This window comes from Bombilactobacillus sp. ESL1094, assembly GCF_058107425.1.
Window position 1 is genome coordinate 643,365 of sequence record NZ_JBYLUM010000001.1, and the last position, 14,562, is coordinate 657,926.

The 14,562-nt window shown below is 37.9% G+C and carries 9 protein-coding genes; 4 read left to right on the plus strand and 5 right to left on the minus strand.

The window, feature by feature from the left end:
* The first annotated feature begins 743 nt into the window (after positions 1 to 743).
* Positions 744 to 3,032 (plus strand): RNA polymerase recycling motor HelD, encoded by a 2,289-nt coding sequence (gene helD, locus AC3B5S_RS03410; protein WP_489790068.1) that lies wholly within the window; start codon positions 744 to 746, stop codon positions 3,030 to 3,032.
* 230 nt (positions 3,033 to 3,262) lie between these two features.
* Here the strand turns inward: helD and coaA are convergent, their stop codons facing one another.
* Positions 3,263 to 4,192, minus strand: coding sequence for a type I pantothenate kinase (coaA, locus tag AC3B5S_RS03415; RefSeq protein WP_489774731.1), 930 nt, complete (start codon positions 4,190 to 4,192; stop codon positions 3,263 to 3,265).
* A gap of 95 nt (positions 4,193 to 4,287) precedes the next feature.
* On the opposite strand from coaA, the gene AC3B5S_RS03420 reads away from it, so the two are divergent.
* Positions 4,288 to 4,875 (plus strand): SGNH/GDSL hydrolase family protein, encoded by a 588-nt coding sequence (locus AC3B5S_RS03420; RefSeq protein WP_489757079.1) that lies wholly within the window; start codon positions 4,288 to 4,290, stop codon positions 4,873 to 4,875.
* A gap of 139 nt (positions 4,876 to 5,014) precedes the next feature.
* Here AC3B5S_RS03420 and AC3B5S_RS03425 read toward each other — a convergent pair whose 3' ends face one another.
* From AC3B5S_RS03425 to AC3B5S_RS03440, 4 genes are all read right to left on the minus strand, one after another.
* The gene (locus AC3B5S_RS03425; protein ID WP_489769235.1) at positions 5,015 to 6,421 is read right to left on the minus strand and encodes an amino acid permease; all 1,407 of its coding nucleotides are present in this window, start codon (positions 6,419 to 6,421) and stop codon (positions 5,015 to 5,017) included.
* Positions 6,422 to 6,996: 575 nt separating this feature from the next.
* Positions 6,997 to 7,653 (minus strand): beta-phosphoglucomutase, encoded by a 657-nt coding sequence (gene pgmB / locus AC3B5S_RS03430; protein WP_489757077.1) that lies wholly within the window; start codon positions 7,651 to 7,653, stop codon positions 6,997 to 6,999.
* On the minus strand, positions 7,650 to 10,463 hold the full coding sequence (locus AC3B5S_RS03435; RefSeq protein WP_489769843.1) for an alpha-L-rhamnosidase: 2,814 nt from the start codon (positions 10,461 to 10,463) through the stop codon (positions 7,650 to 7,652). Before AC3B5S_RS03435 ends, pgmB begins: the two co-directional genes overlap by 4 nt.
* 160 nt (positions 10,464 to 10,623) lie before the next feature.
* The gene (locus AC3B5S_RS03440; protein ID WP_489757075.1) at positions 10,624 to 12,327 is read right to left on the minus strand and encodes a glycoside hydrolase family 3 protein; all 1,704 of its coding nucleotides are present in this window, start codon (positions 12,325 to 12,327) and stop codon (positions 10,624 to 10,626) included.
* Between the two features lie 182 nt (positions 12,328 to 12,509).
* On the opposite strand from AC3B5S_RS03440, the gene AC3B5S_RS03445 reads away from it, so the two are divergent.
* Positions 12,510 to 13,520 carry an AraC family transcriptional regulator gene (locus tag AC3B5S_RS03445; protein WP_489757074.1) on the plus strand — a complete coding sequence of 337 codons (1,011 nt, stop codon included), beginning with the start codon at positions 12,510 to 12,512 and terminating at the stop codon, positions 13,518 to 13,520.
* A 257-nt stretch (positions 13,521 to 13,777) separates the two neighbouring features.
* Positions 13,778 to 14,506 (plus strand): hypothetical protein, encoded by a 729-nt coding sequence (locus AC3B5S_RS03450; RefSeq protein ID WP_489757073.1) that lies wholly within the window; start codon positions 13,778 to 13,780, stop codon positions 14,504 to 14,506.
* Positions 14,507 to 14,562: the final 56 nt, after the last annotated feature.

A 14,562-nucleotide genomic window follows, 5' to 3' on the forward strand; every position in this document is an offset into this window, starting at 1 on the left:
ACTAACCTAGGATAAACCATTAAGTTGTGGTTTTTAACTTGATGGTTTATTCGTAGTTAGGCACAGGCTTTTGGTACTTGGAGCGCTAATTAACACACTGCGACAAGTGCCGCTTAAAAGCCGCGGACTAACCTAGGATAAACCATTAAGTTGTGGTTTTTAACTTGATGGTTTATTCGTAGTTAGGCACAGGCTTTTGGTACTTGGAGCGCTATATCAAACACTGCGACAAGTGCCGCTTAAAAGCCGCGGACTAACCTAGGATAAACCATTAAGTTGTGGTTTTTAACTTGATGGTTTATTCGTAGTTAGGCACAGGCTTTTGGTACTTGGAGCGCTATATCAAACACTGCGCCCCAAATAAAAAGTCCTATTGTTCACTGAACAATAGGACGAATGACCGCGGTACCACCTGTTTTGCAGAAATAAATTTCTACCACTTACTTTAAAATAATCTAGTATTAAGTTCCACTTCTTAAATAATAGGGCTAACTTTTCAGCAACCAGTCAGTTTCTAATTTCCCAATTAAATAATACTTTGCGCTTAATAGATACTTGTTAGATGTTCCATTAACTGTTAACGTGATTGTAATGAAACTACATCAAAGTACTGAATTGTATCAGCCATCATTCATTTTAGAATATTAGTTGATCAATCTTAAGTGTTATTTTATCACAATTAACTACGAACTTCTTAATAATTAATTTTAGTGCCAATTAATAATTTACTGAAAGGATCAATCATGTCATTTCCTAATAATTCACAAGCTGACGAACAAGCACACTTAGATTTTGTCGAACAACAAATTACTGATCAATTACAAAGCACTTCAGAAAAATTATTGCAAGCTAAAAAAGAACGTCGACGAGTCGAAATCAATTATGGCGCTAACACTCGGGCCAACTATATTGAAACTGATGATATCATGGAAACTTATGCCACCACGCAGCAACAAAAACAATTATTAAACAGTGCTACCAGTAATGAAGAAATTTTACAAAAAAAGCAAATCAACTTACACAATTTACAAGGTTCACCTTATTTTGGACGCATTGATATTACTGAAGAGGGGGATGACGATTCCTTATACATTGGCATTGCTTCGTTAGATGATGAACAAGGTGCTGACTTTTTAATCTATGATTGGCGGGCGCCGATTGCCGCCATTTATTACAACGGCACTTTGGGTCCAGTTAAATATCAAACACCTTTAGGGCAACAGACTGTTGATTTAAAACGCAAACGGCAGTTTTCCATTCAAGCAGGCCAAATCAAAAATATGTTTGATACCAATGAAACGATCGGTGACGAGATTTTACAAAACGTGCTTGGGCAAGCTAGTAGTGCGCAAATGCAAAATATTGTCGCAACTATTCAGCGCAAACAAAATCAAATTATTCGTGACACCAAATCCAACATCTTAATTGTTCAAGGCGTGGCAGGCTCTGGTAAAACTTCGACTATCATGCAACGCATTGCGTACTTGTTATATCATAGTCGCCAAAATTTAGATGCCGATCAGATTATTCTGTTTTCGCCCAATCGTTTATTTTCCAATTATATTGCTGAAGTATTGCCTAGTCTGGGCGAAAAAAATATGCGCCAAGTAACTTTTAGTGACTTTTTGACGCAACGGTTACAAGGATTTCATGTTGAAACTTTATTTGAACGTTTTGAAAATGACCAAGTGCAACAAACAATTAGCTATCAAAAAATTCGCCAATTTAAAGAGAGTACTGCCTTAGTCAAAATTTTAGATCATTACGCTGATTATCTTTCCCAGCCAGTATTTAGTAATTTATATTTTAAAGGCCAAATTATTTTTTCTGCTCAAGACATTAGTCACATCTTTGCCAGTTGGCCGAAAAACTTATTAGCTGGTGACAAATATTTAAAAACTAAAAATCATTTAATTAATCAAGTCAAGCATTTAATGCGTAGTCAGCAAAATGCTGATTGGGTCAGTGAAAGCTTTGATAATTTAAGTGATGAACAATATCAACAAATTTTACAGGAGCAAGACTTATTAGACGCCGATTTAACACAACAGCAACAAGCTCTCAGCCATTATTTATTAAAGCAATATTATTTACCACTTTATGATGCCATCTATAATGACTATTTCTTTGATGAAGTCCAGACCTATATCAAGCTGCTCAAGCAAGTTCAACCAACTGATATTACCACCACAGCTTGGCAAGAAATGATTACCGAAATTAATGACCATCTCGAACGACATCAGCTCCACTTAGACGACGCCACTGCCATTTTATATTTACGGCATCTGATTACTGGTCGTGGACAAAATCATCAAATTCAATATTTATTTGTGGACGAAATTCAAGATTACTCTTATGTGCAATTAGCGTACCTGCACCAAGCTTTTCCTAACGCTCAATTAACACTGGTAGGCGACATTGAACAAAATGTTTACCAAACTGATGGCTTACCGAGTGAGCATTTTCAAACGATTGCGCAACTGTTAAATAGTTCGAAGACCAGTTTGATCACCCTCAATCAAAGCTATCGTTCCACAGCTACAATTACGAATTTTGCTAAGCAATTGATTCCGAGCGGATCACAAATTCAAGCTTTTAATCGATCCGGCCACCTGCCAACAATTATTATCAGCAACCAGTTAATCACTGTTGCTAAACAACAAGCACAAGCTTTACTCAAGCAGTACCAAACAGTCGCGTTAATTACGAAGACCCAACTACAAGCCCAACAACTGAGTGAACAAATTGGACTCAAGCATCAACTACTTTCACAAGAAACGTTAAAAATCCCACAAGGCTTAGTAATTTTACCAGTTTATTTAGCCAAAGGCTTAGAATTCGATGCGGTGATTGCTTACGACATTAGTGATGCTAATTATCACACATTAGGCGATCAAGGCATTTTATATACCATTGCTACTAGAGCAATGCACCAATTAAGTTTACTTTGTCGCAATCAATTGCCACAAATTTTACAAAAGATAGAACCCAAAACATATCAAATACTGCGACCAGCAGCGCTTGGAAGTTGAGTATAGCCTAGATAAAGGACTTAAGTTTTGGTTTTTAAACTTGAGAACTTTATCGTAGCTAGACGCAAACTTCTGCTGCTGTGAGCGCTAATTAAAATACTGCGACAAAAACCGGTGAAAAGCCGAGGACTAACCTAACCTAAAAGCTTAAGTCGGTCTTTGACTTGAGTTTTTAGGTGTAGTTAAACGCAAGCTTTGAGCATCCGAAGCGACTAGATCAACCACTGCAATTAATATTTCCGCAAAAAAATTCGATCAATTAAATGTTGTTTCGTTTTGTGCAAAATAACATCGGCACGGTTCATCGTAGGTGCGATATATTCAACCAAATTCTTGTAATTAACATCTTGCCAAACTTGATGGGCTTGCTGCAAAACTTGTTCCTGGGGTTGACTTAAATAACGATAATAATAATCGTTCGGGTTAGGATTTTGTTTTTCCGTTTGTAAAAAGCCTAAAAAGCGTTTCAAATACCATTGCTCTATGAGTTGTGGATCTGCGTCCACATAAATAGAAAAGTCAAAATAATCACTCACATATAAGTTTTGATTTTGTGGTAATTGTAAAACATTAATCCCCTCTAAAATTAAAATATCCGGCTGTTCTAATTTTCCTTGCTGGTCGGGAACAATATCATAAATTTCGTGCGAATATAGTGGATAAGTAACGGTCCCTTGATTGGCTTTGACCGCTTCTAAGAACTGCAGTAATTTTTCATTATCGTAACTCCACGGAAATCCCTTTTCACTTAAAATCTGCCGTCGTTCTAATTCTTGGTTGGGATACAAGAAACCGTCCGTGGTCATCTGGGCAATCTTATATTGGGGGTAAGCACGTTCTAACATAATTTTTAAAAGCCGTGCTGTGGTACTTTTACCAACAGCCACACTGCCACTAATTCCAATAATAAATGGTGTTGGATGCGGCTTTTTGCCTAGAAAGTCAGCTTTTTTAATTAGTAACTGCTGATAATTTTTAAAATAGATATGTAACAAATGTCGTAGTGGTTCATAAACTTCCCGGACATCTGTCAACGAAATATGATCGTCAACTGAACGGATTCGTTGGAGATCTGCTGTATCAACCGTCTGTAAATTAGCACCGTGAAATTGCGCCCATTGTTGTCGTGAATATTCATTATAATTCATAAAATCTTGCATTTAACTGCCTCACTCATGATATGATTAAATTAATATTTAGCACTTATTATATCAAAATTTTAAACGCTATCACACTTAACTAAAGAGGTTTTGCTATGCAAAGAATTGTTTTGTTTGGTGACGAAATTCTCGGCGGAGTATATCACAATCAAGTTACCGAGACCTTTACCAAGCGCATCGCCCTAGCCTTTCCTGAAGACGAGGTTATTAATCTCTCTATTCCGGGACACAAAACTACTGACGCCTTAACTCATGTCAACCGCGATTTGGTGGCTTTAGATCCGACCATCGTCATTTTGGGATTTGGTGTAAATGATGTTTCTATTCATGATGAAATTAAACCTGGCTTTTTCACGAATAATCTAACCAGTTTAATTCAAACCATCGGCACTTCTAAAGTAATTCTTTTATCGCCACCGTATACTGACTATCACCATCATCTTAATCATAATTGGCCTCGTCAACTGCAATTTACTTTGGCGGCAGAACACGTTGCTCACAAATTGCAAGTTCCGTTTATTAATCTGTTAAAAAGCATGCAACAACAAAATAATCCGCAGCAATATTTGCAAGCTGATGGTTTACATTTTAATGAGGATGGCTTTGATTTATTATTTGATCTATTACAACCGATCTTAAAGCAGGCTTTAACTACTGCAAAACTCAAAACCCAAGACGCTTAATACGGGACTTGTAAACAAAAAATCATTAATTCATCAAGCATCATAAAAAATGTTCGTTCATACGAGCATTTTTATTTTGTCTCAGTTTAATATCAGGACAAAAAAAGTGCTCCTGAAATTAATCAACAGCACTGTAAATTTAATTTAATTGCTTAGACGTTTTCGGTTGTAAACCACGATTTTGAATCAAATAAACAACCACCATCAACACTTCAAATCCTACACCAATGATAATGGAAATTTGTGTTTCTGGATTCACAAACATAAAGACCAACGTAATTAATAAACCAAAAAGCGCAATATAGTTAGTCACTGGTGCTCCTGGCATTTTAAATGGATGTTCCTGCAACACCTTGGCGTCGGTCTGCTTGCGAAAGCGTAAATGACTAATCAAGATAATGAACCACGGCATCATCCCTGGTAACACACTGGCACCATAAACTAAAACAAACGGATTGGTTTTTAAATGTAGCATTGTGGGCACAAAATCATTTAACAATAAGCCAATTAAGATTCCACCAGACATGATAATTACGGGCAAATAAGGAACCTTATGCTTCGAAACTTTAGTCAAAGTCTTTGGCAAGCTACCGTTCTCCGCCAAAGTATAAATCATCCGACTAGCACTAAAAATGCCCGAGTTGCAGCCTGATAAAGCTGCGGTTAAAACCACAAAGTTGATAATTTCTGCGGCAAAAGTTATTCCGACTTTCGCAAAGGTCTGAACAAAGGGTGACCCAATTTTTCCTAATTCATTCCACGGATAAATCGCCACAATGACAAAAATTGCCCCGATGTAAAAAATCAAAATTCGGAAAATCAACGATTTAATGGATTTCACAATACTCTTTTGGGCATCTTGGGCTTCGCCGGCCGTAATACCCACAATTTCAATTCCCTGATAAGAAGCAATGACTAAGGACAAGGAGAAGAAAAATCCTTTCCAACCGCCCGTAAAGAAACCGCCATGAGACCACAAATTACTAATTCCTACCGGATGACCATGATTACCTAAGCCAAAAATAATTACCAACAGTCCTAAAATAATCATCAGAATAATCGTCAATACTTTAACCAGGGCAAACCACGACTCTAATTGACCGTAAGCTTTGACTGAGGCCAGATTAGCCAACGCCAATGTGACAACTACGATCACTCCGGCAACCCAACCAGGAAAATGTGGCCACCAAAATTGCAAATATTGCCCCACTGCAATCGTTTCACTAATACCTACTAATAAAAATTCAAAAATATTACTCCACGCTGCTAAATAGCCAGCCAAAGGATGGACGTATTCCGTTGCAAAATCCGCAAAGGAACCCGTTACCGGATTAATATATAACATTTCACCTAAAGCACGCATCACTAAGTACAAGATACCGCCAGCCAACGCATAGGCTAACATCACCGAGGGCCCCGTCCACTTGATGGTGGAAGCTGAGCCCATAAATAGCCCTACACCAATAGTTCCACCTAGAGCAATCATCTGCATTTGATTGGGTGATAATGATTTATTTAACTGTGGTTCCTGCTGCTTTTTTGCCATAACACTCCTCCAAATTAAAAATTAATTAATTCAATCTTACAACTTGCTTTGAAATTTAAATTCTTCATATGCATAAAGTTTGACCATTAATTCATCAATCCGACAATAATTACCACATTTTAACGAACTACGTACCAAAATGCAAAGTGTTTTTTAATCTATCAGCGTTTTAGTTTAATAACTTTCACGAACAAGAGTTGCAATTCGGTACTAATGAAGGATTATTAAATTAAAAAAATCAATTATTTTTAATCTTTGATATGTTTTCGTAGTATATCCGGCAATGCTGCTAACATAGCTAAAGATTGAGCTTCATTTTCCATAGATAACTTATTCAAATAATACAAAGATATTCTCCTTTTATATAGAAAGCGAATGAATATTACTTTTCAAAAAATCTAACTAACCTGCAGAAAACCTGCAGAAAAATCATTACTTTTACCCAATAATTTCTCTGCTATATTATAGCCTATTGTTCTAATATTTAAGTATCTATTATGTAAAAGCAAAAGAGATTGCGACACAGTCATTTAGCAAACATTCACTAAATTGTCCCAACCTCTTCATTGAAATCATTAAGCCGGCATATGCTGTTCAATCGTTGCTAAATCTAATTGAGCAGTTGTTGGTAATAACAATTTGGCTGCTCCTAACTCTTGAGCATCACCAATACCGACTGAAAAAGCCCCCGCCGCATTGATGGCCTGAATTCCTGCAATAGAATCTTCAATCCCGATGCAATTCTGGGGATCTTCATTAATTCCTGCCGCTGCTGCTAAAAAAATGTCTGGTGCTGGTTTACCAGCTTGCACTTTTGCGGGATCAGCAATTGCAGCAAAATAATCAGTTAATTGCAGTTTATCTAAAATCACTGGTGCATTGCGACTAGCCGAAGCTAAGGCAATCTTAACGTGATGTTTTTGCAACTGCTTTAAAAAAGCCACGATACCAGGTAACGTATCACTAGGTTGCAATTGTTGCAATGATTTTAAATATAAATCATTTTTTTCCGCCATCATTGCTTGAAACTCCGTTTCTGGAACTTCAATCTGCAAATAATTCAAGATAGCGGTTAATGAATCAGCCCGACTAACGCCCTTGGTTTGTTGCTCTAATTGATCCGGCAATTCTTTTTGAAAATGATTGGCAATTAATTGCCGCCAAGATTGAAAATGATAAACTGATGTATCAGCGATCACGCCGTCTAAATCAAATAATGCTCCTTGAATCATTTTTTACCCTGCTTTCGTTCACTTAAAATTGGCGTTTGCGCTAATAATTGGTTAACTTGTTGTAAATGATCAGTTGAAATATTAATAAATGGGAAGGTGACACTGACTTCAGTTAAGTTCATATCGCCCATACCACCGTTAACTTCATTGGGATTTTGCTTAAAGTAGTCAAGCACCGGATCAATTTGGGAAATTTGCTCTACTAATTCGGAATCAGCCATGATTGCTTTAATCGTCGTCTGGGCTTGATAACGTTCTACATAATCTGTCGTGGGTTGATAACTGATTTGATAAGTGCCCGCTGACAATTCAAAATTGCCACCAGTAAATTGCTGGTCATTAACTTGAACAGTTTGTTGTTCAGCTCTGGGCAAGCGTACTTGAGCGCTAACGCCAAATGGAATCGTTAATTGAATCTTAATTGTATGCTGTGCGTCAGTTTCCACTTGATTATGCACTTTAATTTCACCGTAAGAACTTTGGAAATGACCTTGCACATCAGTTAACCGGTAATCAAATTGTGGCGCAAAAGTAAATTCTTTAAATCCTGGTGTATGCTCTGTCAAGCCTAATAAATATTTATAAGCCCACTGCATAATGGCACCAATACTGTAATGATTCAAAGAATTCATTCCTTGCGGATTCATTGAGCCATCTTCTTGAACCGAATTCCAACGTTCCCAAACTGTTGTTGCCCCTAAATTGACTGCATATAACCAACTTGGAAAGTCTTCATTCAAGAAAATTTCCGTAGCCAATTTATGTTGACCGTTAGCCGATAAAGCTTGGCACAGATAAGGTGTTCCGACAAAGCCCGTTGTTAAATGATTATGATCTAATTTCAAACGTTGCACTAAATCATCCACCACGTGTGCTTTTTGTTGCGGCGTAATTAAATCAAAGAATAGTGCCAAGGCGTAGGCCGTTTGTGAATTAATCGCCACGCGGCCAGTAGCCGTAATATATTCTTGTTGAATAGCTTGTTTAATTTGGCTAGCCAAATCCCCGTATTTTTGGGCATCGGCTGACTGATCCAACAATTGAGCAGTTTGTGCCATAATCGTAGCGGAATAGTAGTAATAAACAGAAGCAATAAAATCTTCATCAGTTTTACCAGTTGGCTTAGCTGGATTTTCTCCATCTAAAGCTAACCAATCACCAAATTGGAACGTTCCTGTCCACAAGTTGGGCGTCGTGGTCTGTGCGCTAATCCAATCAACCCAAGATTTCATATCCGAATAGTTTTGCTGCAAAATAGCTGGATCACCGTAAGCTTGATACATATTCCACGGAATAATCGTGGCTGCATCAGCCCAAGCAGCCGCGCCGCCGTCACCTTGACCCATAGCTGGCGCATACATTGGTAACATACCACCGCGCTGTTGTTGTTCAATTGCCATATCTTTCGCATATTTCTTAAAGAAAGCAAAGACATTCATATTAAAGGCTGCGGTTTCGGAGAAAATTTCACCGTCGCCACTCCAGCCCAACCGTTCATCACGCTGTGGGCAATCCGTCGGGACGTCGATGAAGTTACTGCGTTGACTCCAAATAATATTTTGGAACAAGCGGTTAACTAGTTGATTATTCGTCGTAATGGAGCCGGTATCTTGCATATCGGAATACAAAACATCAGCTTGATAATCGGTCATTTGTAACGGTTGGGTATTGCCGCTAACACGCACATAACGGTAACCAAAATACGTAAAGTGGGGCCGCACCCAACCAGTCGTTCCATCCGAAACATAGGTAAAACTAGCTCGGGCTTCGCGCAGATTATCGCGATAAAAGTTGCCGTTTTGTAAAATTTCACCCATTTCAAAGGTGATCTTGGTACCTTTTGGCTCACGATTATAAAATTCTAACCAGCCAGCCTGATTTTGTTGGAAGTCTAGCACTTGCTCACCAGCTGGCGTTTGAATTAATTGTGGCGTTAATTGTTGGTGGACGGTAATTGGTAAACTCAAGCGATCTGCTAAAATAGCCTTCGAATGGTCAATGACCACTGCCGGTTGCCAATCAGTCACTTCTTTAGTAGCGTCATAATCTTCACCGTAATAAATGGCCGATTTAATTACCTTACCGGCAGTCGTTTGCCAATCCGTGTCTGTCTTAATTACTGCGTGAGTGCCATCAGCATAATCTAAATGATATTCCGCAATCGCCATTTGACGATTACCGTAAATACAATCTTGACCACCATCAAAGCCAAAGTTACCTTTATACCAACCATCAGCCAACGAGATGAGTAACTCATGCTGCCCCGTTGTCAGTTCTTTAGTTACATCGTAAGTTTGCACTTGCACCAACTGATCATACGCTGTCACACCCGGTGTTAAATATTCATTGCCAACTTTTTGGTCATCAATATATGTTTCATATAATCCTAAACCACTAATATATAAGCGCGCTTGTTTTAACGGCTTCTCAATGGCAACTTGTTTTTTCAATAAAGTATTTTGTAAATCAGCATTTTGATTACCAATCCAAGCAGCACTAAAGGCTTCCGTCATTTTGCCCGTTTCAAACCAACTAGTTGCTCTGGCAGTCTGCGTGCCTGCTTGCACCTCAATAGTGACATCATAACGGGTGCGGGGGGTTAAAGCTTGTTGAACTGTAAAGTAATTATCACTAAATTCTTGCCAGTCACTTTCATAAACGGGCTGTTGTTTAGATGTGGTAATAGTTAATTTTTTTTGCACCGGTTGTTGAGTAGCAACGTTTTGTAATTGAAATTCAATTCGTAAATCACTCAAATCAAAGCCGAGTGGTTGTTGCATATGATTAATTAAGATATTCGTAATTTCCATTCTGGTCATCCTCCTAACTTAAGCTGCGAAAAAGAGCGGGTAAAAGGCTAAAGCTAACCTAGACAAATTCAAAAGTCTGAATTTGACTTTTAATTTGGCGTAGTTAGACAGAGACTTTTGCTCTTTAGAACGTATTTATCAAGCTGTTACAAGCAATTTATTACAATCTTGTAGTAAAGTCGCCACAAAATGGATCGACAGGATTAATGCCCTTGAATTCACTTTGACCTGTTAATTTATCAAAAACTGCCTGGATGGTTTCAGCATTGCCAGTATAAGCATTCACAAAAGTTGAGACATTGGGAATATCAAATAAATGATACGGATTAGCAGTAGACACAAAAATTGTGGGAATAGCCTTCATGAACCACGGAGCATCAGCGGCCATCAAATGAACCCAATCAATCCGTGTAGTTGTCTGATTGCTGGCAGTTTCAATATTCGCTACATATAAAGCCAAATCAAATTTTTGCTGTAAATCAGCAACCCCTTCTTCAAAAACTTCATGAAAGTCTAAGTGTGCTTGATCAAATAAAGTGACTTCAAAGCCCCGCTCTTGTAATTGTTTCATAATGCTATCAGTAACACTACCGCCTTCTTTAAAGCCGCCATCATCGCTATCACCTAAAACCACTAAGCGGACCCGAGGATATTTTTGCGGCGTCATTGGTAATAATTGGTCACGGTCTTTGACCAAAGTGACTGATTGATCAGCTAATTTTTTGGTTGCTTGATGATGCTGTTCTAGTTGCAAATCTAACTTGGCGGGTACTGCATCACAAAATTGACCGTTAGTGTCCATAATGCCTTGCGCTAATTTAGTTGCCAAAATTCGGGTCACCGCTTCATCCAAACGTGCTTGTGTAATCACATTATCGGCTACTGCTTGTGTAATATATGCATAGTCTTCATCAATATTCTTATTAAACAAAATCATATCAATCCCAGCATTAATCGTCGCTGGTAATAAATCTTTGCGCGCCATGGCAGCATTGTAACCAATCATCGGTGTTGCATCAGTGATGGTTAAGCCATTAAATTGAAGAACATTCCGTAACAAACCATCGATCAACAACTTGGAGCTCGAAGCTGGCCGTAAGTCTTGGTCACTAATTCCAGGTTCTAAGGCCCGTTCCCAAGCCGGTTGCATAATATGCGCAATCATGACTGCGGGAGTACCATCATTAATTAATTGATGGTAAATTTGCCCGTAAGAATTCATCCAATCATCTTTAGACAAGGAATTCACTGAACTAACTAAATGTTGGTCGCGTTCATCCACGCCATCACCAGGGAAATGTTTAATCACCGGAATCACATGGGCGTCTTTTAAGCCCTTAACTTGAGCTTGAGCCATCTTAATCACCCGATGTTTATCGCTCCCAAAAGTCCGCGTATTCATAATTGGGTTCCGGAAATTATTATCAATATCTACAATTGGCGCAAAGGACATATTGTTTCCGACTTGATGTGCTTCATTACCGGCAACATTACCTAATTGGTACGCATTTTCGGGATTGTCACTAGCGGCTACTTGCAGTGGTGTGCCAAACCAAGTGCCTTCATTGACAATACCATTACCACCAGATTCCAAATTAGCAGCTGTCAATAACGGAATTTTACTATTAGTTTGCGCCGTTTCTAACTCCCGCTTAATTTTTTCTGCTTGATCAGGCCGGTACATCACCCCACCAGGTTGATACTTGCGCATAAATTCTTTGAGATCTGTTGTTTGTTCATCGGGACCAATGACAAAGAATAACTGTCCAATTTTCTCTTGAGTATTCATTGCTTGTAATTTTTGTTGAACATAAGTAATTTGTTCTTGTGTTAAGTTATAAGGCTTTGCTGTTAAATCAACCATTTCATCAACCTCCATCAGGTTCTAATCATATAACGATTTTATTGTAACGAAGAAAATTTCATCCAACTATGGTTAAACAGTATAAATCTTCTGTTTATTTCCTAGATAAGCTTCAGAAAAAAGTTATTTTCTACTTTAAATGGTTTATGATTAAAGTAAAAACCAGTGTGGAGGGAATTATTGTGAAACAAAAACTATTAAAAATTTTGCGCTCCAAAAATCAGCCCCGTGATTGGCAAGATGTTTCTGCCACTTTTGCACAACAAGGGAATACATTGAAACGTGCTGGTCAAATCACTGATGAGCCAACCTATGAGTTTTTTGAAACTTACTCTGATGATCTCGTTTTAAATCTCAATGCGATTACGATCTCCGTGCAACCAGTCAATTCTTTTATTCCCTACCATTTACATAATTACATTGAAATTATGATTCCCTTAGTAGGCAATTGCACCGTACATTTGGATAAGCAAACTGTTCAGTTAAATAGTGAAGATGTTTTATTCATTGGTAATCACACGCCTCACAAAGTTGAACCTATCGGTCCAAATGATATTGTCGTTAATCTAGCACTCAAAAGTTCGGCCTTTTCCCTCAACGACCTCAACTTTTTACACCGTAATGGTACCAACTCCAATATCTCAAACCTGTTATTCACCCTCCTATCCAACGAAAATTATAGTGCAGGCCGTTATGTTTGGTTTCAAGTAGAACATCAACCGAAAATTGTCAATAATATTTATGACATTATTGACGAATATTACAATTACGACATTCAATCCCACCAAATCATTCGCTTTGATATTTTAACGCTATTTTCTCGCCTCATTCGCCAAGCCTATCACGCTAAAGCCCACACTCATAAAGTCAAAGATTCGCAAATCAATCTGTTGTCACTATTACTTTATATTGAGAATAACTACCGCACCATTACCCTGACCCAAATGGCCAAAGATTTTGGCTTCAATCCCAACTATCTTTCTACTTATTTAAAGAAACAAACGGGGCAATCTTTTATTCAATTGGTTCATCTCCAACGCGTCAATACTGCAGGGGAATACTTAATCTATACCAAAGCCCCCATTGAAACAATTGCCAGTGAAGTTGGCTATGAAAATCCTTCATACTTTTATAAAGTTTTTAAAAAAATTATCGGCGTTTCTCCTGCCGAATACCGGCGTAATAATCAGTAAAATGATAGCGAATACACAAAAATTATCATTCTTTTGATTTTGAAATGCCATCATGAATTAACGTGGGGATAATTGGCGTTCATCGAATTATTCAAATTGCTCTTAATGAATTTCATAATTAAATAACAAATAATCACGTCAATTTACATCTATTAAATTGGGATTATAATTGTGGTAATTGTTGTTGTGATTTCAGTATCTAATTTCATAATATTTTTAAATAAGATTTGATTGAATTATCAGATTGGAGATAGCCAATGTTGAAAAAGTATCTACAACCGTTGAACTTGATTATCATTATTTCTATCTGTTTGTCGCTACTCACTTTCTCCGGACTGGTCACCCCCGTAAAAGCTAGTAGCCTCTCAAATTTATTGACTAATAACAGCAATGCCACTTTTATGACCAGTCCACACTGGTCCAAACAATCAAACATTACAACAAATAATCTCCTCACTAACACCAATTTATTAAAAGACACCAGTAGTTTGCTTGGAATTAATTATGCCGATGGGACAACAGGTTTTAACTTGCATAGTCAACAAAATTTTGACCAAGCTGCTTATGTTAGCTTAAATTGGGAACAGCTAGCTAATTTATCAGGTGATTATAATGTGCAACGGAGTACCGATCCGTCCAATCTCACCTCATGGCAAAACGTGGCCAGTAATTATGGCAAGACCATTAATGTTTTAAATATTTATCCCACTAATGGCAATCACCTCCAGAATTGGTTACAGATCAAGTACACTAATCCGCAAACGCAGCAAATTCAGACTGTCTCCCAAGGCTTAATCAAAGTCACACCCGTTTCGGCAGCCGATTTTGCGGCCAATCCTACGCAGTATTTGTTTAAAGATAGTTCCGGTAATTATAATTACGACGAACTTTATTTTGGTGCCGCCGATGGCGGTTGGAATGTCGATATTACTAATCAGGTTAAAGATTTAATTAATTACAGGACGCGGTGTTGTCTTCGGTCATGATACCTTAAGAGACAGTCGTCCAGTTTACGATACTTTTGCTCCCAAACTTGGCTTAA